21 protein-coding genes are annotated in these 19,872 nt (G+C 69.0%); 7 read left to right on the top strand and 14 right to left on the bottom strand.

Annotated features, from left to right (window positions below):
* Positions 1–79: 79 nt before the first annotated feature.
* The 7 genes from purE to FB600_RS03200 form a co-directional block, all read right to left on the bottom strand.
* On the bottom strand, positions 80–598 hold the full coding sequence (gene purE / locus FB600_RS03170; protein ID WP_145756248.1) for a 5-(carboxyamino)imidazole ribonucleotide mutase: 519 nt from the start codon (positions 596–598) through the stop codon (positions 80–82).
* 46 nt (positions 599–644) lie between these two features.
* On the bottom strand, positions 645–1,535 hold the full coding sequence (locus tag FB600_RS03175; protein ID WP_096750274.1) for a phosphoribosylaminoimidazolesuccinocarboxamide synthase: 891 nt from the start codon (positions 1,533–1,535) through the stop codon (positions 645–647).
* A gap of 122 nt (positions 1,536–1,657) precedes the next feature.
* The gene (gene fba, locus FB600_RS03180; protein ID WP_145756249.1) at positions 1,658–2,722 is read right to left on the bottom strand and encodes a class II fructose-bisphosphate aldolase; all 1,065 of its coding nucleotides are present in this window, start codon (positions 2,720–2,722) and stop codon (positions 1,658–1,660) included.
* A gap of 285 nt (positions 2,723–3,007) precedes the next feature.
* On the bottom strand, positions 3,008–4,444 hold the full coding sequence (gene pyk / locus FB600_RS03185; RefSeq protein ID WP_036049356.1) for a pyruvate kinase: 1,437 nt from the start codon (positions 4,442–4,444) through the stop codon (positions 3,008–3,010).
* 254 nt (positions 4,445–4,698) lie between these two features.
* Positions 4,699–5,895: a phosphoglycerate kinase gene (locus FB600_RS03190; RefSeq protein ID WP_098153636.1), complete on the bottom strand. Its 1,197-nt coding sequence runs from the start codon at positions 5,893–5,895 to the stop codon at positions 4,699–4,701.
* 230 nt (positions 5,896–6,125) lie between these two features.
* Positions 6,126–6,452, bottom strand: a complete 327-nt coding sequence (locus tag FB600_RS03195) for an AzlD domain-containing protein (protein ID WP_013699248.1) — start codon at positions 6,450–6,452, stop codon at positions 6,126–6,128.
* Complete coding sequence (locus tag FB600_RS03200; RefSeq protein ID WP_098153635.1) at positions 6,449–7,243, bottom strand: AzlC family ABC transporter permease; 795 nt, start codon at positions 7,241–7,243, stop codon at positions 6,449–6,451. Before FB600_RS03200 ends, FB600_RS03195 begins: the two co-directional genes overlap by 4 nt.
* A gap of 71 nt (positions 7,244–7,314) precedes the next feature.
* Between FB600_RS03200 and FB600_RS03205 the strand changes: the two genes are divergently transcribed.
* The 6 genes from FB600_RS03205 (at position 7,315) to FB600_RS03230 (ending at position 11,153) form a co-directional block, all read left to right on the top strand.
* Complete coding sequence (locus FB600_RS03205) at positions 7,315–7,530, top strand: hypothetical protein (RefSeq protein ID WP_124076505.1); 216 nt, start codon at positions 7,315–7,317, stop codon at positions 7,528–7,530.
* On the top strand, positions 7,527–7,721 hold the full coding sequence (locus FB600_RS03210; protein WP_013699250.1) for a zinc-finger domain-containing protein: 195 nt from the start codon (positions 7,527–7,529) through the stop codon (positions 7,719–7,721). The genes FB600_RS03205 and FB600_RS03210 overlap by 4 nt, the downstream gene beginning before the upstream one ends.
* Before the next feature lie 192 nt (positions 7,722–7,913).
* A complete protein-coding gene (gene waaF / locus FB600_RS03215) occupies positions 7,914–8,954 on the top strand; it encodes a lipopolysaccharide heptosyltransferase II (protein WP_013699251.1) in 1,041 nt (346 codons plus the stop codon).
* A gap of 118 nt (positions 8,955–9,072) precedes the next feature.
* Positions 9,073–9,519, top strand: a complete 447-nt coding sequence (locus tag FB600_RS03220) for a nuclear transport factor 2 family protein (RefSeq protein WP_013699252.1) — start codon at positions 9,073–9,075, stop codon at positions 9,517–9,519.
* 16 nt (positions 9,520–9,535) lie between these two features.
* On the top strand, positions 9,536–10,582 hold the full coding sequence (locus tag FB600_RS03225; RefSeq protein ID WP_145756250.1) for a YheT family hydrolase: 1,047 nt from the start codon (positions 9,536–9,538) through the stop codon (positions 10,580–10,582).
* The gene (locus FB600_RS03230) at positions 10,575–11,153 is read left to right on the top strand and encodes a DUF2946 family protein (RefSeq protein WP_098153633.1); all 579 of its coding nucleotides are present in this window, start codon (positions 10,575–10,577) and stop codon (positions 11,151–11,153) included. Before FB600_RS03225 ends, FB600_RS03230 begins: the two co-directional genes overlap by 8 nt.
* Before the next feature lie 28 nt (positions 11,154–11,181).
* On the opposite strand, the gene FB600_RS03235 is transcribed toward FB600_RS03230, so the two are convergent.
* On the bottom strand, positions 11,182–12,924 hold the full coding sequence (locus tag FB600_RS03235; RefSeq protein ID WP_096750269.1) for a M48 family metalloprotease: 1,743 nt from the start codon (positions 12,922–12,924) through the stop codon (positions 11,182–11,184).
* Between the two features lie 144 nt (positions 12,925–13,068).
* Between FB600_RS03235 and moaC the strand changes: the two genes are divergently transcribed.
* A complete protein-coding gene (moaC, locus tag FB600_RS03240; protein ID WP_145756251.1) occupies positions 13,069–13,548 on the top strand; it encodes a cyclic pyranopterin monophosphate synthase MoaC in 480 nt (159 codons plus the stop codon).
* A gap of 60 nt (positions 13,549–13,608) precedes the next feature.
* Here moaC and FB600_RS03245 read toward each other — a convergent pair whose 3' ends face one another.
* The 6 genes from FB600_RS03245 to FB600_RS03270 all read right to left on the bottom strand — a co-directional run bounded on the left by FB600_RS03245 (position 13,609) and on the right by FB600_RS03270 (position 19,729).
* Positions 13,609–14,703 carry a porin gene (locus FB600_RS03245; RefSeq protein WP_145756252.1) on the bottom strand — a complete coding sequence of 365 codons (1,095 nt, stop codon included), beginning with the start codon at positions 14,701–14,703 and terminating at the stop codon, positions 13,609–13,611.
* 300 nt (positions 14,704–15,003) lie between these two features.
* A complete protein-coding gene (locus tag FB600_RS03250) occupies positions 15,004–15,366 on the bottom strand; it encodes a TonB family protein (protein WP_145756253.1) in 363 nt (120 codons plus the stop codon).
* A gap of 160 nt (positions 15,367–15,526) precedes the next feature.
* Positions 15,527–15,991: a DUF2501 domain-containing protein gene (locus tag FB600_RS03255; protein WP_013699259.1), complete on the bottom strand. Its 465-nt coding sequence runs from the start codon at positions 15,989–15,991 to the stop codon at positions 15,527–15,529.
* Between the two features lie 309 nt (positions 15,992–16,300).
* A complete protein-coding gene (locus tag FB600_RS03260; protein WP_096750265.1) occupies positions 16,301–18,085 on the bottom strand; it encodes a PglL family O-oligosaccharyltransferase in 1,785 nt (594 codons plus the stop codon).
* A gap of 180 nt (positions 18,086–18,265) precedes the next feature.
* Positions 18,266–18,883 (bottom strand): pilin, encoded by a 618-nt coding sequence (locus FB600_RS03265; RefSeq protein ID WP_025096951.1) that lies wholly within the window; start codon positions 18,881–18,883, stop codon positions 18,266–18,268.
* Between the two features lie 144 nt (positions 18,884–19,027).
* The gene (locus FB600_RS03270; protein ID WP_096750264.1) at positions 19,028–19,729 is read right to left on the bottom strand and encodes a TerC family protein; all 702 of its coding nucleotides are present in this window, start codon (positions 19,727–19,729) and stop codon (positions 19,028–19,030) included.
* Positions 19,730–19,872 lie beyond the last annotated feature (143 nt).

Genomic DNA, 19,872 nt, shown 5'->3' on the forward strand with positions numbered 1-19,872 from the left:
GTGATCGGTCGCGGCGGACATCGTGGGGTTCGCTGCCCGCCGCCGGGGTGATGCCGGAAAGTCTTCGGGGCCGCGCCGCTTACAGCGGCGGCAGCACCATCGCGTGCGCGGCTTCGTTCTGGCGCACGCGGAACGCGGCGAGGCGGTTGGCGTAGTCGGTCGAGGTGCCGGCCAGCAGCGAGACCGCGAACAGGCCCGCGTTGGCCGCGCCGGCCTCGCCGATCGCGAAGGTCGCCACCGGCACGCCCTTGGGCATCTGTACGATCGAGTGCAGCGAATCGACGCCCTTCAGGTACTTGCTGGCGACCGGCACGCCCAGCACCGGCACGGTGGTCTTGGCGGCCAGCATGCCCGGCAGGTGGGCGGCACCGCCGGCGCCGGCGATGATCGCGCGCAGGCCGCGCTCGCGCGCCTTCTTCGCGTAGTCGAACATCTCGTCGGGCATGCGGTGCGCGGACACGACCTTGGCCTCGTAGGGCACCTCGAATTCCTGCAGGATCGCGACGGCATGCTTCATCACGTCCCAATCGGAACTGGAACCCATCAGCACGCCGATCAGCGGCGCGCTGTGCGTGTGGGCGGTCTTGACTTCACTCATCGTGGGACGTTTCCTTCGTTATCGGCGAACGGCGCGCGCGGCGCGCTCAGGCCAGCGTCTGGCCGGTGATGCGCTCGAGCGCTTCCTGGTACTTGGCGCTGGTGCGGGCGACCACGTCGTCGGGCAGCTTCGGCGCGGGCGGCTCCTTCTTCCAGTCCTGCGTCTCGAGCCAGTCGCGCACGAACTGCTTGTCGAAGGACGGCGGGTTGGTGCCGACCTGGTATTCGTCGGCCGGCCAGAAGCGCGAGGAATCGGCGGTCAGCGCCTCGTCCATCAGGTAGAGCTTGCCGTGCTCGTCGAGGCCGAACTCGAACTTGGTGTCGGCAATGATGATGCCGCGCGTGGCGGCGTAGTCGGCCGCTTCCTTGTACAGGCGAATCGAGATGTCGCGGAGGGTGGCGGTCAGCTCGGTGCCGATGCGGCGCTCGCATTCCTCGTAGCTGATGTTCTCGTCGTGGTGGCCCATCTCGGCCTTGGCGGCCGGCGTGAAGATTGGCTCGGGCAGCTTCTGCGCATTCTGCAGGCCCGCCGGCAGCTCCACGCCGCACACCGCGCCGCTCGCCTGGTAGTCCTTCCAGCCGCTGCCGGCCAGGTAGCCGCGCACCACCGCCTCGACCAGGATCGGCTCCAGGCGCTTGACCACCACGCCGCGGCCGGCCACCTGCTCGACCTCGTCGGCCGCCACCACCGATTCCGGGGCGTCGCCCGTCAGGTGGTTCGGGACGATGTGCGAGAGCTTGTCGAACCAGAAATTGGCCATCTGGTTCAGCACCCGCCCCTTGTTCGGAATCGGCTCGCCCATGATCACGTCGAACGCCGACAGACGGTCGGTGGTGACGATCAGCAGCTTGTCGGTGCCGACCGCGTAGTTGTCGCGGACCTTGCCGCGACCGAGGAGCGGCAGCGAACGGAGCGTGGATTCGTAAAGGGTAGACATCGTCGTTTCGCAGAAAATGGGGCCAAACAAAAAGGGAAACGCCGTTCCCCGTCGACAGGCGGGAACGGCGGCTGGACTTCCGGCCGGCACCGCCCGGCACCACCGGGCGGCAAACCGATATGTTAGCGCACGAGCTGGGCGAGTTCGCCGGCCTTGTAGCGCTCGGCGATCTTGTCGAGCGGAACCGGCTTGATCTTGCCGGCCTGGCCTTCGCAGCCGAAGGCCTGGTAGCGGGCGATACACACCTTCTTGGCGGCTTCGCGCGCGGGCTTCAGGTAGTCGCGCGGATCGAACTTCGACGGGTTCTCGAACAGGTAGCGACGGATCGCGCCGGTGATCGCCAGGCGCAGGTCGGTGTCGATGTTGATCTTGCGCACGCCGTGCTTGATGCCTTCCTGGATCTCCTCGACCGGCACGCCGTAGGTTTCCTTCATGTCGCCGCCGAATTCGCGGATTTCCGCCAGCAGCTCCTGCGGCACCGACGACGAGCCGTGCATCACCAGGTGCGTGTTCGGGATGCGCGCGTGGATTTCCTTGATGCGCTCGATCGACAGGATGTCGCCGGTGGGCTTCTTGGAGAACTTGTAGGCGCCGTGCGAGGTGCCGATCGCGATCGCCAGCGCATCGCACTGGGTCTGCTTGACGAAGTCGGCGGCCTGCTCCGGATCGGTCAGCAGTTGCTCGCGCGTCATGGTGCCCTCGGCGCCGTGGCCGTCTTCCTTGTCGCCCTTCATGGTCTCGAGCGAACCGAGCACGCCCAGTTCGGCCTCGACCGTCACGCCGATCGAGTGCGCCATCTCGACGACCTTGCGCGACACGTCCACGTTGTACTCGTAGGAGGCGACCGTCTTGCCGTCGGCCTGCAGCGAGCCGTCCATCATCACGCTGGTGAAGCCGCTGCGGATCGCCGCCAGGCAGACCGCCGGCGACTGGCCGTGATCCTGGTGCATCACCACCGGGATGTGGGGATAGGACTCGACCGCCGATTCGATCAGGTGGCGCAGAAAGGCCTCGCCCGCGTACTTCCGGGCGCCGGCCGAGGCCTGCATGATCACCGGCGCGTTGACCTCGTCGGCCGCCGCCATGATCGCCTGCACCTGCTCCAGGTTGTTCACGTTGAATGCCGGCAGGCCATAACCGTGTTCCGCTGCGTGGTCCAGCAGTTGACGCATTGATACGAGAGGCATTGTGGTACTCCATGAATGAAAACCGGTGCGCCCTGGTTGGCGGCGGCTGCCTGTCCCGGGCGAATTCACGGGGCGGCGCCTGCGGCCGAGCGTCGAGTGGGCGACATTTTATCGCGAAGCGCCCTGCGTTTAGTTCCGTTTCCGGGCGGATTCCGCAATTTGTTACGACTTCCGTTTCATGTACCACGAAAAAATGCAAAAAAAAGCCGCGCGGGGGCATCGAGCCCGCCGCGCGGCATTTCCCGTGCCCGGCCAGCCGGGCATTCATACAGGGTCGGGGACGAATCAGAAGGTTTCGCCGACCCGCACGATCTTCAGCGTGTTGGTACCGCCGGCCTGCCCCATCGGCTCGCCGACGGTCAGCACCACCATGTCGCCGCGCACCACGTAACCCTGGCGGATCACGATCTCCACGGCGGCCTGCATGGCCGAGTCGCGGTCGCTGTTGAAGTCGACGTGCAGCGGCGTGACGTTGCGGAACAGCGCCATCGCGCGCTCGCTGCCGACCCGCGGCGTGAGCGCGAAGATCGGCACGTGGGTAATGTGGCGCGACATCCACAGCGCCGTCGAACCCGATTCGGTCAGCGCGATGATCGCCTTGGCGCCCAGGTGGTGGGCCGTGAACAGCGCGCCCATCGCGATCGACTGGTCGATGCGGGTGAAGGTGCGGTCGAGGAAGTCCTTGTCGAGCTCGACGGTTTCCGACTTCTCGGCCTCGACGCAGATCGCGGCCATGGCCTCGATGGTCACCACCGGGTACTTGCCGGCCGCCGATTCGGCCGACAGCATCACCGCGTCGGTGCCGTCCAGCACGGCGTTGGCCACGTCCGAGACCTCGGCGCGGGTAGGCACCGGCGCGTGGATCATCGACTCCATCATCTGGGTGGCGGTGATCACCAGCTTGTTCGACTCGCGCGCCATGCGGATCATGCGCTTTTGCAGCGCCGGCACGGCCGCGTTGCCGACTTCCACGGCCAGGTCGCCGCGCGCCACCATGATGCCGTCCGAGGCGTCGAGGATGTCCTGCAGGGCGGGAATCGCCTCGGCGCGCTCGATCTTGGCGATCATCTTCGGCTTGATGCCGTAGGGCGCGCCGGCGATGTTGGCGAGCTGGCGCGCCATTTCCATGTCGGTGGCGTTCTTCGGGAAGGACACGGCCACCATGTCCGCGCCCAGCGACATGGCGGTGCGGATGTCCTCCATGTCCTTGGCGGTCAGCGCCGGCGCCGACAGCCCGCCGCCCTGGCGGTTGATGCCCTTGTTGTTCGACAGCTCACCGCCCACCTTGACGATGGTGTGGATCTCGTCGCCGAGCACGCGCTCGACGGTCAGCACGATCAGGCCGTCGTTGAGCAGCAGCACGTCGCCGGTCTTCAGGTCGCGCGGCAGGTCCTTGTAGTCGAGGCCGACGCGCTCGTCGTTGCCGAGTTCGCAGGTGGCGTCGAGGATGAAGGGCTGGCCCGGGTTCAGCGTGGTCTTGCCGTTCTCGAACTTGCCGACGCGGATCTTCGGACCCTGCAGGTCGGCCATGATCGCGATCTCGCGGCCGACCTTGCGCGCGGCCTCGCGCACCATCTCGGCGCGCTGGCGGTGATCGTCGGCCGTGCCGTGCGAGAAATTGAGGCGCACGACGTCGAGGCCGGCCTGCATCATCTGCAGCAGAATCTCGGGCGAACTGGAAGCCGGGCCGATCGTGGCGACTATCTTGGTGGCGCGAAGCATGAAACTCCTCTTGATGGTCTGGGTGGATGCGCTGGAGATACTGCTGCGAGAGCCGGAGCCGCCGGGCCCAGCGGCCGGTGCTCCGGTATGGGCGCCGGCTTCTTCGGCCGGCGTCGCCTTGTTCTGCATGTCCTGTTCCATCGCGGCCGGGCGGCCAGCCTCGGGGCCTTGCCGCCCGCCAGCGTGGGAGCCGGGGCGTGCCCGCGCCGCCCCACCCGCCTGCCGGCGCGTCTTCGCGCGACCGTGCGCCGCCATCAGGCCGCGCGCGTTTCGAGCACTTCCACCGCCGGCAGCGTCTTCCCTTCCAGGAACTCGAGGAAGGCGCCGCCGCCCGTCGAGATGTAGCTGACCTTGTCGTGGATGCCGTACTTGGCGATGGCCGCCAGGGTGTCGCCGCCGCCCGCGATCGAGAACGCGGGGGAGTTGGCGATCGCCTCGGCGAGCGTCCTGGTGCCGTTGCCGAACTGGTCGAACTCGAACACGCCCACCGGGCCGTTCCAGACCACCGTGCCGGCCTTCTCGAGCTGGCCGGCCAGCGCGCGAGCGGTGTCCGGGCCGATGTCGAGGATCAGGTCGTCGGCCTCGATCTCGTTGACCTTCTTGACGGTGGCCTTCGCGGTGGGCGCGAATTCCTTGGCCGTCACCACGTCCGAGGGGATCGGCACCGAGGCGCCGCGCTCGCGCGCCGCGTCGATGATGGCCTTGGCCTCGGCCACCAGGTCCGGCTCGGCCAGCGACTTGCCGATCGCCAGGCCGGCGGCCAGCATGAAGGTGTTGGCGATGCCGCCGCCGACGATCAACTGGTCGACCTTCTCGGCCAGCGACTTCAGGATGGTCAGCTTGGTCGATACCTTGGAGCCGGCCACGATCGCCACCAGCGGACGCTTCGGGTTGCCCAGCGCCTTGCCCAGCGCGTCGAGCTCGGCGGCCAGCAGCGGGCCCGCGCAGGCGATGCCGGCGTACTTGGCGATGCCGTGGGTGGTGGCTTCCGCGCGATGCGCAGTGCCGAACGCGTCGTTGACGTAGATATCGCAGAGCGCGGCCATCTTCTGCGCCAGCGCGTCGTCGTTCTTCTTCTCGCCCTTGTTGACGCGGCAGTTCTCGAGCAGCACCACCTCGCCCGGCGCGACCTTCACGCCGTTCTCGACCCAGTTCGCCACCAGCGGCACCTCGCGGCCGAGCAGCTCGCCCAGGCGCTTGGCGACCGGCGCCAGCGAATCCTCGGGCTTGAACTCGCCCTCGGTCGGCCGGCCCAGGTGCGAGGTGACCATCACCGCGGCGCCCGCGTCGAGCGCGGCCCGGATCGCCGGCACCGAGGCGCGCACGCGCGTGTCCTCGGTGATGTTGCCGTGGTCGTCCTGGGGCACGTTCAGATCGGCGCGGATGAAGACGCGTTGGCCGGAGACCTTGCCCTCGGCGATCAGGTCGGTAAGACGCTTAACTTGGCTCATGGGACTGATTGAAGGTTGATGAGGAAGGCGTTGCTGAAAAATCGCGCGCGGGCTGCCGTCGACAGGCGCCTGACGGCCGGGCTGGGCCGTGCGACACGCTCGAGATTTCCGGAAAGGGCCATTCTAGCCGATCCATCCCGCGGCCTGCCCCGCCGCGCGGCGAATTCCCCCTATTTGGCCAAAGCCTTTCGATGTTGCTGTGCAGCATCGAAAGGCTTCGAGGCGAAGGGTCAAATGATCAGGCGCAGCGCGGTCGACACCAGCATGCCGACCACGATCGTGCCGATCATGCTGCGCCGCCACAGGAACCAGGCCAGGCCCGCGGCGGCCGCGTAGAAGTCGTGATTGGCCAGCGAGAAGGAAATGCCGGCCGGCGTCTCCAGCACGTCGGGCAGCACCACCGCCACCAGCGCCGCGGCCGGCGCGTAGCGCAGCGCGCGCTGGGCACGCTCGGGCAGCATGGTGCGCTCGCCGCCGATCAGGAACAGCGCGCGGGTGAGCGCGGTGACCACGGTCATGCCGGCGATGGTCCACCAGACCAGGGCGGTGTCGCTCATCGCGCGCCTCCCTCGCCGTCGCGGCCGGCCTCGCTCGCGTCGAGCGCATCGCGGGGCCGCACCTCGGCGCGCAGGCGGCGCCAGTCGGCCCGCTCGATGAAGACGTCGGCCAGCGTGCCGGCGGCCAGCGCGGCCAGCACCGCGAGCGGCAGGCCGAGCCGGTAGGGCAGCTCGATCGCCAGCAGCGCGACGAGGCCGGCCACCACCACGGCGGCCAGCGTCGAGCGGTTGGCCACCGCCGAGACCATGATCGGGATCAGCGCGAGCGTGCCGGCCAGCCCCAGCCCCCATTGGTCGGGCACCACGCTGGCCAGCGCGATGCCGGCCAGCGAGGAGGCCTGCCAGGACAGCCAGCTGACGATCGCCATGCCCCAGAAATAGGCTTCCTTGCCCGGCACATGCCCGCTCGCGAAACCCTGCCGGATGAACAGCAGGTAGATGACGTCGCCGTTGAAATAGCCGATCAGTGCGCGCCGCCACATCGGCAGGTAGGAGAAATGCGGGGCCATGCCGGCGCTGAAGATCACGAAGCGCAGGTTGACCATCGCGGCGGTCAAGAGGAGCGTCCAGAGCGGCAGCTTGGCGGCCAGCAGCGGCAGCACCGCCAGTTGCGAGGAGCCGCCGTAGACCAGCAGCGACATCCAGACCGCCTGGTTGGTGGTCAGCACCGACTTGCTCATCGCAATACCGGTAACGAGACCCCAGGACAACATCGCGGTGAGCGTCGGCGCGTAGTCGCGCGCCCCCTGGACGAAGGAGAAGCGATCGGAGGCGGACAGGCGAGCGAGCATGGGACGGCGCCGGGCGGCGCGAGGAACCGGGGGGCGCGCGGCCGCGCTGCCTCCCGTGTTGCAGGTGTTGAATGGTGCCGATGATTATAGCGCCGGACCCCGCCGAGCAGACCGTTGCCGATGCAAAAGACGTTAAAATGCCGGTCCTGCGCGGCCCGCCACGGCCGGCGATCGACCCGGCTTGCGCACGAACGCGCCGCGCCGCCGGTTTTTTCGCTATCGTGTCGGGCAACGGCGAGATGCGCGCCGCGCTCGCCCCCTTATTGCAACAAGAGACCGCCCCATGAGTGAAATCAAGGAACGACCGCTCGTCGAACTGTCGGCCAAGGATCTGCCGGCCTACTGCCCGAACCCGGCAATGACGCGCTGGAGCGCGCATCCGCGCGTGTTCATCGACATCACGCACGGCGAGGCACGCTGCCCCTATTGCGGCACGCGCTACAAGCTGCGCGACGGCGAAGTCGTCCACGGCCACTGAGCGGCCCGCCCGGCGCGGCCAAGCTCGCGGCTGCCGCTCGCGGTACGCGCGGCAGCATCGCGCCCGCGCCGCCTGCGTGCCTGGCGCGTCGCTGCCTTGCAGTTCGCGCCGCCCCGCCGCCACCGTTTCCCCCCGCAACCCGAGCGCGGCGCCCCGGCGCCGCGCTTCAACAAGACACCGGATATCGACCTGATGCGTCGCGCGTTGGTAATCGCACCGAACTGGATCGGTGACGCATTGATGGCGCAGCCGCTTTTCGCGCTGCTGAAGAAACTGCACCCCCGCATCGTGATCGACGCGCTCGCGCCGAGCTGGGTCGCGCCCGTGCTCGAGCGCATGCCCGAGATCCACGAGGTGCACGCCACCGACCTGGCCCACGGCAAGCTGCAGATGCTGCGCCGCTGGCAACTGGCCAGCGACCTGCGCGAGGTCGGCTACGACGCTGCCTACGTGCTGCCGAATTCGCTGAAATCGGCGCTGATCCCCTGGCTGGCCGGGATCCCGCTGCGCATCGGCTACACCGGCGAGTCGCGCTACGCGCTGCTCAACGTGCGCCACGCGAACCCGCCCAAGGCGCGCGATTCGCGTCCGCCGATGGTGCCGTTCTACGCCGCGCTGGCCTACGCGCCCGGCGCGAAGCTCGACGAGGCGCTCAAGTCCCTGCCGATGCCGCGCCTGGAGGCCGACCTCAACGAGACCGCGCGCGTCTCGACGCGCTTCCACCTGGACACACGCAAGCCGCTGATCGTGTTCTGCCCCGGCGCCGAGTACGGCCCGGCCAAGCGCTGGCCGCCCGAGCATTTCGCGGCGCTGGCGAGGATCGTCGGCCAATCCTTCCCCTATACGCAGATGATCGCGCTGGGCTCGCCCAAGGATGCGCCGGCCGCGCAGGCGATCGCCGATCAGGCCCCCGGCGTGCGCAACCTGTGCGGGCAGACCTCGCTGTCCGAGGCCTGCGCGCTGATCGCGCGCGCCAACGCGGTGGTCACCAACGATTCGGGCCTGATGCACGTGGCCGCCGCGCTGCGACGCCCGCTGGTCGCGCTTTATGGCTCGACCGATCCGCGCCACACTCCGCCGCTCTCGGATCTGGCAAAGGTACAATGGCTGCAGCTCGAATGCAGCCCCTGCTTCCAGCGCGAATGCCCGCTCGGCCACCTGAACTGCCTGCGCGAGCTGAGCCCGGAGCAGGTCTTCGCCGACCTGCGCGGCATGCTGGTCGGCCAGCGCTGAGGAGAGCCGGGCCGCGGCCCGGCCCGGCGCGCGTTCGAGACAGTCATTGCGGTACTTGCGAAGGCGGCCTCTCGGCCGCTGCCTTGTAATAGCGCGCCTTGCGCGAGAGATAAACCCGATGCCACGTTTTGCCCGCCTCTTCGAAGCCGCCGCCGACACGCTGAACGCCTACTACCAGTCGGTCGCCGACGCGAACCTCGACGCCCTGATGGTCCTGTGGATCGACGAGGATTTCGCGAGCTGCATCTGGTCCGACGGCGCGCACCTGCACGGCCTCGAGCAGATCCGCAGCGGCTTCGCGCAGCGCATGACGGCGCGCCCGGTGACCATCGAGCCGCTCGACATCCGCGTCTACGACAGCCTCGGCACGGTGGTCTACACGGTCGCGGAAGCCCATCAGTACGCCGACGGCGGCAGCGAGCCCGACATGGTGTTCGCCACCTACGTGATGATCCACGAGCGCGGCGAATGGCGGATCGCCCATATCCACGCCAGCCCGATCCCGGACCAGGCCGCCAGCCAGTTCGCCGCCAAGATTCGCCACGGCCAGGGCCCGCTGCACTGAGGCCGGCACGCGCGCGATGAGTACCGATACACCGCCGTCGCCGCTCACCGGGCTCGCGCAGCCCGCCGCCGAGCTGCTGCGCTACGTGGCCCCGCGCTGGCTGCCCTCCAATCACGCCCAGACGATCTTCCCGGCGCTGTTCGGCCGCCGCCCCGAGGTGAGCTACCGGCGCGAGCGCTGGGACACGCCCGACGGCGACTTCATCGATCTCGACTGGGTCACCCACCCGCTCGGCGGCGTCGCCGGCGGCGAGCCCTCGCCCGAGGCGCCGCTGGTGGTGGTATTCCACGGACTCGAGGGCAATTCCGATTCCCGCTACGCGCGCCTGCTGATGGCGGCCGCGCGCGACCTCGGCTGGCACGGCGTGGTGCCGCATTTCCGCAGTTGCAGCGGCGAGCTGAACCGGCTGCCGCGCTTCTACCACCTGGCCGACGCCGACGAGGTCGACTGGATCCTGCGCCGGCTCGCCGCCCGGCATCGCGGCCCGCTGTTCGCGGTGGGCGTCTCGCTCGGCGGCAACGTGCTGCTGCACTGGCTCGGCGAGCGGCGCGGCAACCGCTCGCTGGTGGCGGCCGCCGCCGCGGTGTCGACCCCGCTGGACGTTCACGCCGGCGGCCGGGCCATCTCGCAGGGCTTCTCGATGGTCTACACGCGCTCCTTCCTGAAGACGCTGAAGCTCAAGGGGCTCGCCAAGCTCGCCCAGCATCCCGGCATCTTCGACCGGCGCGCGATGCTGGCCGCGCGCACCATGCACGAGTTCGACGACATCGTCACCGCGCCGCTGCACGGCTTCGCGGGCGCCGACGACTACTGGACGCGCGCCACGGTGCGGCCCAAGCTGCCCGGCATCGAGATTCCCACCCTGATCCTCAACGCCCGCAACGACCCGTTCCTGCCGGCCACCGCGCTGCCCGGCCCGGCCGACGTGTCGCGCGCGGTCGAGCTGGACCAGCCCGAGCACGGCGGCCACGTCGGCTTCATGACCGGGCCCTTCCCGGGCCAGGCCGACTGGCTGCCGCTGCGCGTATTCGGCTTCGTTTCCCGCTTCCTCGACCATGGATGAGATCGTTCGCCAGGCACTGGCCAAATGGCCCAACGTCCCGCATTGCACGGGCTGGCTGCTGCTCGACCGCCGCGGCGACTGGCGCATGCGCGACGAGGCCACCCAGGCCGCCGGCGCGCCCGGCACCGCGATCCGCCATGCCGCGCTGATCGCCTTCATCGCGCGCAACTACGAGCGTGATGAAGCAGGGCAATGGTTCTTCCAGAACGGGCCGCAGCGCGTCTACGTCGAGCTGGCCTACACGCCCTGGATCGTGCGCCTGGCGATCGACGAGCATGGCGTGCCGAGCCTGACCGACCAGACCGGCCAGGCCTTCGAGCCGGCCGACGCCTGGCTCGACGACCAGGGCGGCGTGCTGTTCTCCGACGCGTCGACGCCGCCGCGCGTGGCTGCCCTGCACGACCACGACCTCGGCCTGTTCGCCGATCACGCCACGCTCGACGAGCAGGGCACGGGCGGCCGCTTCCATTGGCGGCCCGGCGTCGATCTCGCGCTGGCCCCGATCGGCCGCGACGAGGTGCCGGCCCGCTTCGCCTTCGTCGCGAGCCCGGCCGCGCGCGCCGCCGGCTGAGCCGGAATCCGCCTCGGGCGCGGCACGTCTAGCCGCGCTCGTCCTCCTTGTCGTTCTGCTCTTCCTTGTAGCGCTGCTCGAAGTCGTGCAGCCGCGCCGTGATGATCGACTGCTCGTAGAAGCTCACCGCCTTGTCGTCGCGCGCCTCGCGCAGCTGGCGGATCGCCGAGGGCCAGGCGCCGTCGAGCGCGAGCTTTTCCGCCAGCGCGCGCCGCCGCGTGATCGCGTCGCCGCTGCCCTGCGCCGCCTGGGCCAGGTAGCGCCACCAGTCGGGCTGGCGCGGATCCGATTCGGCCTGCGTGCGCGCCATGAGCTGCGCCTCGCGGAATCGCCCGGCGGCCAGCAGCGCCTGCAGATGCGCGATGATCGCCGCGTGCGAACCCGGCCAGCGCTGCTGCGCCAGTTGCGCGAGCCGCAGCGCCTCGTCGGTGCGGCCGGCGCGGCGCGCGATCTCGGCGCCCAGCACGTCCAGGCTCGGCGTGCTCAGCACGGTCGCGCCCTCGTCCTGCTGGATGTGGACGAAACGCTCGCGCGCGCTCGCCAGCGCCGTGTCCGCCTCGCCGAAGTTGCCGAGTTGCATCTGCCCCAGCGCGATGCCGTACCAGTTCGCCGCCACGCTCGGCGCGACCCGGTCGTCGATCTCGCTGCGCATGCGGCGCACCTCGTTGGCAACGTCGGACGGCGAGCGGTTCTGCAGGATCCGCAGCCGCGCCCGCGCGAACACGTATTCCGGCGCCTGGCGCGGCTGGCGATAGGGCACGCGGCGCGCGCGGTCGTCCATGTCGGCGAGCCGGTCGATGGTGAGCGGGTGGGTGCGCACGTACTCGGGCACGCCGGCGTCGCCCAGGGTCGAGCGATCGAGGCGCTCGAAGAAGCCCGGCATGCCGTAGGGATCGTAGCCGGCCGCCGTCAGCAACTGGAAGCCGACGCGATCGGCCTCGCGTTCGGCGCCGCGCGAGAAGCGCAGCTGGTTGTCGACCACGTAGGCCTGGCCGCCCAGCGCGATCGCGCTGCCGAGATCGCCGCTGCGTGCCAGCACGCCGGCCAGCACGCCGATCAGCATCGAGGCCAGCGCCGCGTAGCCGGTCTTCTCGCTGGCGCCGAGCATGCGCGCGATATGCCGTTGCAGCACGTGGCCCATTTCATGGCCCAGCACCGAGGCGAGTTCGGATTCGGTGCGCGTCATGATCACCAATCCGCTGTTCACGCCGATGAAACCGCCGGGCAGCGAGAACGCGTTGATCTGCGCATCGCGCATCGGGAACAGGTCGAAGTCGGGACGATCGCCGCCGATGAACTGGGCCGCGGCGGCGGCCGAGAGCCGGGCCGCGACCGAGTTCAGGTAGTCGCGCACCAGCCAGTCGTCGAGATAGTCGGGATCGCGCCGCACCTCGCGCATCACGCGCTCGCCGAGCCGGCGTTCGGCCTGCGGGGTCAGCGCGCCGCCGGAGCCGTCGCCGAGGTTGGGCAGTTGCTGGCTCTGCAGCGGGCTGCGCAGGCTGGGCGCCGGCGCGCCGGGCGTGCCCGCCAGCCGCGCGCGCTCGCCGCCGTAGGTGCCGAATACGCCCGGCGCGATTTCGTCAGGGATGGCGGGCGCCGTGGAGATGCCGTCGAGCACGCCCGGCAGGCGCGCGGCGCCGGCCGCGGGCGAAGTGGCCACGACCGGCGACGAAGCCGCTTGGGCCGGCCGCGACGATTGCGCGTGACTGCCCGGCGGCAGGGCGAGCACGGCCGACAACGAGACGGCGAGCAGGGAGCGGACACGCGGCATGGACGGCATCGAACGCGGCGGACTCGGGCGTGGGTTCGGGTCTGAATCCCGGAATCTGGGTTGGCGATATCGGCTGACATTGTACTGGCGCCCAGGCCTGGCGGCGCGCGCTGCTATGATGGGCGCCCAGCTCAGGAGCGACTCATGCCAGGACTCACCCACTTCGACGCGGCCGGCCATGCGCACATGGTCGATGTCGGCGACAAACAGGAAACGCGACGCATCGCGATCGCGCGCGGCGCGATCCGGATGCTGCCCGACACGCTCGCGCTGATCCGCGACGGCCGCGCGAAAAAAGGCGACGTGATCGGCGTGGCGCGCATCGCGGCGATCCAGGGCGCCAAGCGCACCTCGGACCTGATTCCGCTGTGCCACCCGCTGGCGCTCACGCGCGTGGCGGTCGACTTCGAATTCGACGAGGCGCTGCCCGGCGTGCGCTGCACGGCCCGGGTCGAGACGCTCGGGCGCACCGGCGTGGAGATGGAAGCGCTGACCGCCGTGCAGGTCGGCCTGCTCACCGTCTACGACATGTGCAAGGCGGTCGATCGCGGGATGGTGATCGGCGAGGTGGGGGTGGTCGAAAAGAAAGGCGGGAAGTCGGGGGATTGGAAGGTGGAGGGCTGACAGGCCGTTGATGGACGAATCGCGCCGCGAGCGGCGCGATTCGTTCGTCCTGCCCGGCGATCAGAACGCCGTGCGGATGCCCACGCGCGCCACCGTCTGGTTGCGCGAGGAAGAGTCGGTGAGGTCGGCAATCGACGCGAACTGGTTCCCCGAGGTGTGTTGATACAGCCCCTGCACATAGACCTCGGTGCGCCGCGAGAGGTGATACCCCGCCGTCGCACCGATCTCGTTGAAGTGCGGATGGCTGTTGCTGCGCAGCACCTCGATCGATGCATTCGTGTAAAGGTACATCATTGCCACGTACCAGGCCGAGCTGAAGTCATACTTCGCGTTGAATTCCACGTTGTCGAACCTGATGTCGCGCAGCAGGCCGTCGCGCGGCGCCGCGTACAGATTCGTGTGCGTATACACCAGGCCCAGCGTGGCAGCGCCGAACACATAGCTGGCGCCCGCGGCGGCCACCCGCTGCGTGCCCGCGTGGTAGATCGAGCCCACCACCGCGCCCGACGCATTCAGGTCTTCCCCGTCGACGTTCATGTAGGCCGCCGCCGCCGTGAGCGGGCCGCCGCGATAGCGCGCGCCGACGCTCCAGGCGCGATTGCCGGCGAACTGGCCGGCCTGGTTGCTGAAGCCGTACAGGCCGCCGAACTGCACGCCCGAGTACTCGGCGCTGGTGTACTTGACCGCGTTGTTGATGCTGAAGCTCTGGTCGAGGTTGTCGGCGTCGAAGGGATGCCCGAACAGGCCACCGCCCCAACTGCCGGCCGCGCTCAGCGGCGCGACGTAATCGACCACGGAATCGTATTGCCTGCCCAGCGCGATCGTGCCGAGTCGATCCGACGAAAGACCGACATAGGCCTGCCGGCCGAATATCACGCCGCTCTGGACCAGGGCGCCATTATTGAGACCGAAGTCGTTCTCGAGCCTAAACACCGCATGCAGGCCGCCACCGAGATCCTCGCTGCCCTTCAAGCCCCAGCGATTGCCGAGTTGCCGGATATTGCTCGACAGCGTGTAATTCGAATGACCCGCTTCGTTGCTGATGTAATCGAAGCCCTCGTCGATCGTGCCATACAGCGTGACACTGCTCTGTGCATACGCCGCGCCGGCCGACATGGCCAGCAATGCCGGGACGAGCGTCCTTGCTATTTTCATGTATTCCCCGAATGGAGCGCTGATGCTTGGTGGAGTGGTAATGCGCTTCTCTTTCTGCTTCGGGGGCGATTTTAAAGATTGGAACTTTCGAGGCGATTACCGATGTCGCCGTGATACAACGCATTCACGGCGTCATCGATCCGACTTGATTACAGGTTTAATAATCGGCGGCAACGATCTTCGAATTTCCATGCAGTCGCTTTCCGGCGACCTTCAGGAATGCGATCGTGTATTTCATTTTCCTGATTCGACTTCGAGAGTGATCGTCGAAATCGTGATGCTTGCCCGGGCCGCCTCGCCCTACTTCGGCTGCCCCACGCCGGGCTCGAATACGAACGGCTGCGTCAGCGTGAACGGCGAGGGCTTGCCGCCATAGGCGGCCTTCTGCGTGCAACGCGCGTGCGACATGGCCGCCACGGCGGCGCGATCGGCGGCGGCATTGCGGCTGCTGGTGGTGATGGTGACGTTCTCGGGCTCGCCCGAGGCGGTGATCAGCGCGCGCACCAGCACCGTCATCTCGCGGTCGATGGGACGCGCGTCGTCGGGATAGACGGCGACGGGAATCGTGCAGGACAGCGTATTGTCGTGCGGCAGGAACATCGCGCAGCCGGCCAGTTGCAGGGCAACGAGCGGCACGGCGAGCGTCTTCGCGTGGCGGATCATGGCGTGGCTTCCCCGGGGTATTTGCGTCGCGTTGGTCGGTCGCGATCGGCAGAGCGGCGCCGGTGCACGCGAGGCCGCCCAGGTTGCCGGGCCGCCTCGCGCGCATCGGCGCCGCGTGGTCTGTTCGTGGCGGCGTGATGCCTTGCCGCGCCTGTCGAGCTTACAGCATCGACTTGGCTTGCGTCAGCACCTTGTCGCAGATCTGCTTGGTCAGCTGCTGCTTGAGGCCGCCGCCGCTCAGGTCCAGCGTCTTGCCGTTGCCGCCGTCGAGGATGCCGTTGCTGCCGCTGGTGAAGCCGCTATCCGATTGCGGATTGCCGCCGAGCTTGCCCAGCAACTGGTCCTTCACCGAGCTCGCGCCGCCGCTGCCCAGATACTGGTTCTGGATGCAGAACTGCAGCACGCCGGCCACGTTGCCGAGGCTGGACGGCATCAGCGACGAACCACCGCCGCCGAGTGCCCCGCCCAGGCCACCGAGATTGCCGGCCAGGCCGCCGGAGTTCTGCGTGGCCGAACCGCCGGCCTGCTTGAGCATGTCGCCCAGTTGCGCGTCAGCGCCCGTCGCCGTCAGCGACAGGCCGATCAGGATGCCGGCTGCCACGGCACGGCCAGTACGAATCTTCATCGTGATCCTCCCAGGTTATGAATGTCGGCGCTGCGGATTGCCGATCGTCAGCATAACCGAAGCGAAGCGACAGCTTCGGCCGAGGGGACCGAATCGGCGGCCAAGTTGACGATGTTTGTAGGAATCGTGCCGGAAAGCGGTGCAATGCGCTTCGATATCTCGGCAACGGAAGGTTTCGCGATGGCGCTCGCTGCCGGAAACGAAGCGGCCCGCACCTGCCACCGCCGGGGGGTGATGGGTGCGGGCCGCTTGGGCTTGCCGTGGGTCGATTGGCGCGTCGCGCGCCATTTTCGACCGCGAGCCATGGACTCAGTCGTCGGAATCGTCGCTGTCGTCCTCGTCCTCGCTGGCCGCGCCGGCCGGCTTGCCGTAGCGCGACACCAGCGATTGCCGGAACCCGGTGAGCGACGGCTGCGCGTCGACGAGCTTGTAGAGCGCCGCCAGTTGCGTCGGCCAGTCGTGCAATTCCTCCGCGAAGATCTTCAGGCGCGCGACGGTGTCGAGCGCATCGCCCTCGCGGCCGTCCAGCGCCTCGAGCACCGCGTAGCGACGCAGCACCGTCTCGCCCGGCAACAGCGCGAGCGCACGCTGATGCGCGGCCAGCTTCGCGGGCAGGTCGTCGCGCGAGATCGGCATCAGCGTGGCCGCGCCGTATTCGCCCCAGGCGCCGAACAGGAAGGACGGCGCGGCGCGATACTGCTCGGCCGGGTTCGAGCCGTAGTACAGCACCTCGGCACGCTGGTAATCGCGCAGCACCGGGTACAGCGCCAGCAAGGCAGCCACCGACACGATCGCGAACACGCCATGCGCGATGCGCCCCGGCAGCATGCGCAGCGGCTGTGTCTCGAGCAGCCCGATCACGAACATCGCGGGCAGCGTGAAGAAGGTGTATTGCTGCGGATACTCGACCAGCGCATGCATCAGCAGCACGCCGATCAGGGCGAGCCCGTAGATACGCTCGACCGTGTGCGGCACGCGCAGCGCGCGCGCCAGCCACAGCAGCAGCGCGACCAGCAGCACGCCGAGCCCGAGCACGCCCGACTTGGCCAGCAGGTCGATGAAGATGTCGTGCGAATTGTTCGCGATCTCGACGCCGCCGAGCGTGCGCACCAGCTCGAACTGGTGCAGCGGGAACTCGCCCCAGCCCACGCCGAGCCAGGGATGCTCGCGGAACATGGTCAGCCCGTATTTCCACAGCGCCAGGCGCGGCGCGATCTGCCCGGCATCGCGCATGCGCTCGGCCGCCGATTCGGCGAGCCCGAGGTGATAGTGGACGTTGGCCCAGCGCACCACGATATTGACGATCACGAACACGGCCGCCAGCGCGAGCGGATAAAGCCAGGCCGCGCCGCGCCCCTGCCCGCGCCGGGCGGCGGCGAACGCCGCCCACAGCCCCGCCACCACCATCACCGCCACCTGCAGCCAGGGCCCGCGCGAGACGGTGAAGGCCAACCCCGCCGACAGCAGGATCGACAGCGGCAGCCAGCCCCAGGCCGGCAGCCGCCGCGACTGCGCGAGGTAGAGCGTGCTGGCCAGCGCGAACGCGATATAGGTGGCCAGATGGTTCGCCTGGGCCATGTTGCCGTAGGGCCGGCGATCGACCAGCACGCCGTAGCTGACCACGAAGGGCGAGAACGTGTGCTCGAGGTGCAGCAACTGGACCACCTGGCAGCCGACCGCGAACACGCCACCCACGATCAGCGCGCCGGCCATCATGCGCGTGACGGTCTCGACCGAATGGATCCGGCCGAGCAGGTAACCCGATTGCATCGCGACCAGCGCGGCCAGCAGGTAACCGAGCGCGAGCCAGTTCATCGACGGCTGCGACAGCGGCAGCAGCACGGTCTGCGCGATCAGCACCGCGCCGAACGCGAGCGGCGCGGTCCACGCGCGCGGCGCGGCGAACGGCCGAACCGCTCGCTCGCCGCGCAGCATCAGCGTGACGATCACGCCGAGCAGCGCGTACAGGCCGAACGCCGTGAACTCGGAATAGAACGTCGGGATCGGATAGGTATGGTTGGTGACCGCGTACGGCAGGATCAGGGCAACGGCTAGCGCAATCAGCGATAAAGAACGCAGGACGGAAGAAGGCATGAGCGAACCGGATGTCAGCAACCGGCGCACTATACAAAAAATTTCCCCCGCTGAGTCGCCCGCGTGCGGATCTGTCGGCACATCGACAGCCGGCGGCAGGCGGAACGCAGGTCCGCCCCCATTTACCGACCGCCGGCGCGCTCAGGGCAAGCCGCTCAAACAACCCCTCAGGCCAGCCATTCAAGCACGACACTCGGGCGGCGCGAACTTGCCGGCCAGCGTCGGCGCCTCGGCCGGTACCGGCCCCGAACCCGGCGCCGGCAGGGACGAAGCGCCCTTGCCCGCGGCGAAACACTCCCAGGTGATCGAGCCGGCCTGTACCGTGCCCTGCGCGAGTTCCACGCGTCCCGTGGGCGCCTCGGCGTTGTCGGGCGCCGAAGGCACCAGCACCAGCGTATTCGAGCCGGCCGGGGCCACGCGCGTGGAGTAGGCGATGCGGATCTGGCCGGACGTGTCGTCCACCTCGATCGATTCGACATTGCGCGTGGCGGGCGGCGAGGCGTAACCGCCCGAGAAGGCCGTGCCGCTCGCCGCGTTCTCGGCCACCGCCAGCCGCGCCGAGGCGGCCAGCGCAATGCCCTCGCCCACGCGGCTGCGGGCCAGGTAATCCTGGTACGCGGGAATCGCGTAGGCGGCCACCACGCCGACGATGGCCAGCACGATCATCAATTCGATCAGCGTGAAGCCGCCCGGGCCCTCCCGCGTTCGTGCAAGGCCGCGCGAGCGCGGGCGGATCCGCCTGGCGCAGAGGCGCCGCGACAACTGCTGGAACAGGGCAAGGGACAAGGCTTCGAACATGAAAGGCTCCGGATACGAAACAGGCCTGCCGCTTGGGCAGACCTGTCGATCCTAGCCAGCACGTCGCGCGCCGGGCAGTCGGCCGGAAGGCCTATGCCGGATGGCTGCGGCAGCGCCGCGCATGCGGGGCGCGAGGGCTCGCGCTCAGTGCGCCTTGGCGGCGCGGCGCCGCTTCCACCAGAGCCCGATCGCCACCACCAGCAGCGCGCCGGCGATGCTCGCGCCATGCACCAGGGCCGGCGCGTCGAGCTGCGGCCAGCGGTCGAGCACCGGATCGCCGATGATGAGCCCGCCGCCGATCCAGCCGAGCAGCGCGGCGCCGAGGATCACGATGACGGGGAAACGATCGAGCAACTTCAGTACCAGGGTGCTGCCCCAGACGATCACCGGGATGCTGACCACCAGCCCGAAGATCACCAGCGCGAGCCGGTGCTGCGGATCGGCGCGTTCGGCCGCGCCGGCGATCGCGATCACGTTGTCGATGCTCATCACCGCGTCGGCCACGATGATGGTGCGCACCGCCGCCCACAGCCGGTCGGCGCCCTGGATGCCGTCGTGCCCTTCCTCGGCCGGCGCGATCAGCTTGGCGCCGATCCAGAGCAGCAGCAGGCCGCCCGCGAGCTTCAGGAACGGGATGTCGAGCAGCAGCACCGCGAAGCTGATCAGCACCACGCGCAGCACGATCGCGCCGACGGTGCCCCAGATCACGCCGCGCAGGCGCTGGTTGTCGGGCAGGTTGCGGCAGGCGAGCGCGATCACGACCGCGTTGTCGCCGCCGAGCAGCAGATCGATGATGACGATCTGCACGACGGCGGCCCAGTTGAGCGTGGTGAGGAATTCGATCATGGATGAAGGCTGGAGACAGAGGGCCCGCGAGGGCGAGGAGCGTACCGGGTGCGAGCCGGCGGTACGCGCGACGACGCGGGCCATCGCCGGGCCGGTCATGCGAGGGCCCCACGCGCCGCGTCCAAATTACACAAGCCTTGCAG

The sequence above is a fragment of the Burkholderia sp. SJZ089 genome (assembly GCF_007828315.1).
Classification (GTDB): Bacteria; Pseudomonadota; Gammaproteobacteria; order Burkholderiales; family Burkholderiaceae; genus Burkholderia; species Burkholderia gladioli.

Excerpts from the sequence above, each read along its gene's own strand:
- purE (WP_145756248.1), bottom strand. The coding sequence starts at position 598 with ATGAGTGAAGTCAAGACCGCCCACACGCACAGCGCGCCGCTGATCGGC.
- FB600_RS03175 (WP_096750274.1), bottom strand. The coding sequence starts at position 1,535 with ATGTCTACCCTTTACGAATCCACGCTCCGTTCGCTGCCGCTCCTCGGT.
- fba (WP_145756249.1), bottom strand. The coding sequence starts at position 2,722 with ATGCCTCTCGTATCAATGCGTCAACTGCTGGACCACGCAGCGGAACAC.
- pyk (WP_036049356.1), bottom strand. The coding sequence starts at position 4,444 with ATGCTTCGCGCCACCAAGATAGTCGCCACGATCGGCCCGGCTTCCAGT.
- FB600_RS03190 (WP_098153636.1), bottom strand. The coding sequence starts at position 5,895 with ATGAGCCAAGTTAAGCGTCTTACCGACCTGATCGCCGAGGGCAAGGTC.
- FB600_RS03195 (WP_013699248.1), bottom strand. The coding sequence starts at position 6,452 with ATGAGCGACACCGCCCTGGTCTGGTGGACCATCGCCGGCATGACCGTG.
- FB600_RS03200 (WP_098153635.1), bottom strand. The coding sequence starts at position 7,243 with ATGCTCGCTCGCCTGTCCGCCTCCGATCGCTTCTCCTTCGTCCAGGGG.
- FB600_RS03205 (WP_124076505.1), top strand. The coding sequence starts at position 7,315 with ATGGTGCCGATGATTATAGCGCCGGACCCCGCCGAGCAGACCGTTGCC.
- FB600_RS03210 (WP_013699250.1), top strand. The coding sequence starts at position 7,527 with ATGAGTGAAATCAAGGAACGACCGCTCGTCGAACTGTCGGCCAAGGAT.
- waaF (WP_013699251.1), top strand. The coding sequence starts at position 7,914 with ATGCGTCGCGCGTTGGTAATCGCACCGAACTGGATCGGTGACGCATTG.
- FB600_RS03220 (WP_013699252.1), top strand. The coding sequence starts at position 9,073 with ATGCCACGTTTTGCCCGCCTCTTCGAAGCCGCCGCCGACACGCTGAAC.
- FB600_RS03225 (WP_145756250.1), top strand. The coding sequence starts at position 9,536 with ATGAGTACCGATACACCGCCGTCGCCGCTCACCGGGCTCGCGCAGCCC.
- FB600_RS03230 (WP_098153633.1), top strand. The coding sequence starts at position 10,575 with ATGGATGAGATCGTTCGCCAGGCACTGGCCAAATGGCCCAACGTCCCG.
- FB600_RS03235 (WP_096750269.1), bottom strand. The coding sequence starts at position 12,924 with ATGCCGCGTGTCCGCTCCCTGCTCGCCGTCTCGTTGTCGGCCGTGCTC.
- moaC (WP_145756251.1), top strand. The coding sequence starts at position 13,069 with ATGCCAGGACTCACCCACTTCGACGCGGCCGGCCATGCGCACATGGTC.
- FB600_RS03245 (WP_145756252.1), bottom strand. The coding sequence starts at position 14,703 with ATGAAAATAGCAAGGACGCTCGTCCCGGCATTGCTGGCCATGTCGGCC.
- FB600_RS03250 (WP_145756253.1), bottom strand. The coding sequence starts at position 15,366 with ATGATCCGCCACGCGAAGACGCTCGCCGTGCCGCTCGTTGCCCTGCAA.
- FB600_RS03255 (WP_013699259.1), bottom strand. The coding sequence starts at position 15,991 with ATGAAGATTCGTACTGGCCGTGCCGTGGCAGCCGGCATCCTGATCGGC.
- FB600_RS03260 (WP_096750265.1), bottom strand. The coding sequence starts at position 18,085 with ATGCCTTCTTCCGTCCTGCGTTCTTTATCGCTGATTGCGCTAGCCGTT.
- FB600_RS03265 (WP_025096951.1), bottom strand. The coding sequence starts at position 18,883 with ATGTTCGAAGCCTTGTCCCTTGCCCTGTTCCAGCAGTTGTCGCGGCGC.
- FB600_RS03270 (WP_096750264.1), bottom strand. The coding sequence starts at position 19,729 with ATGATCGAATTCCTCACCACGCTCAACTGGGCCGCCGTCGTGCAGATC.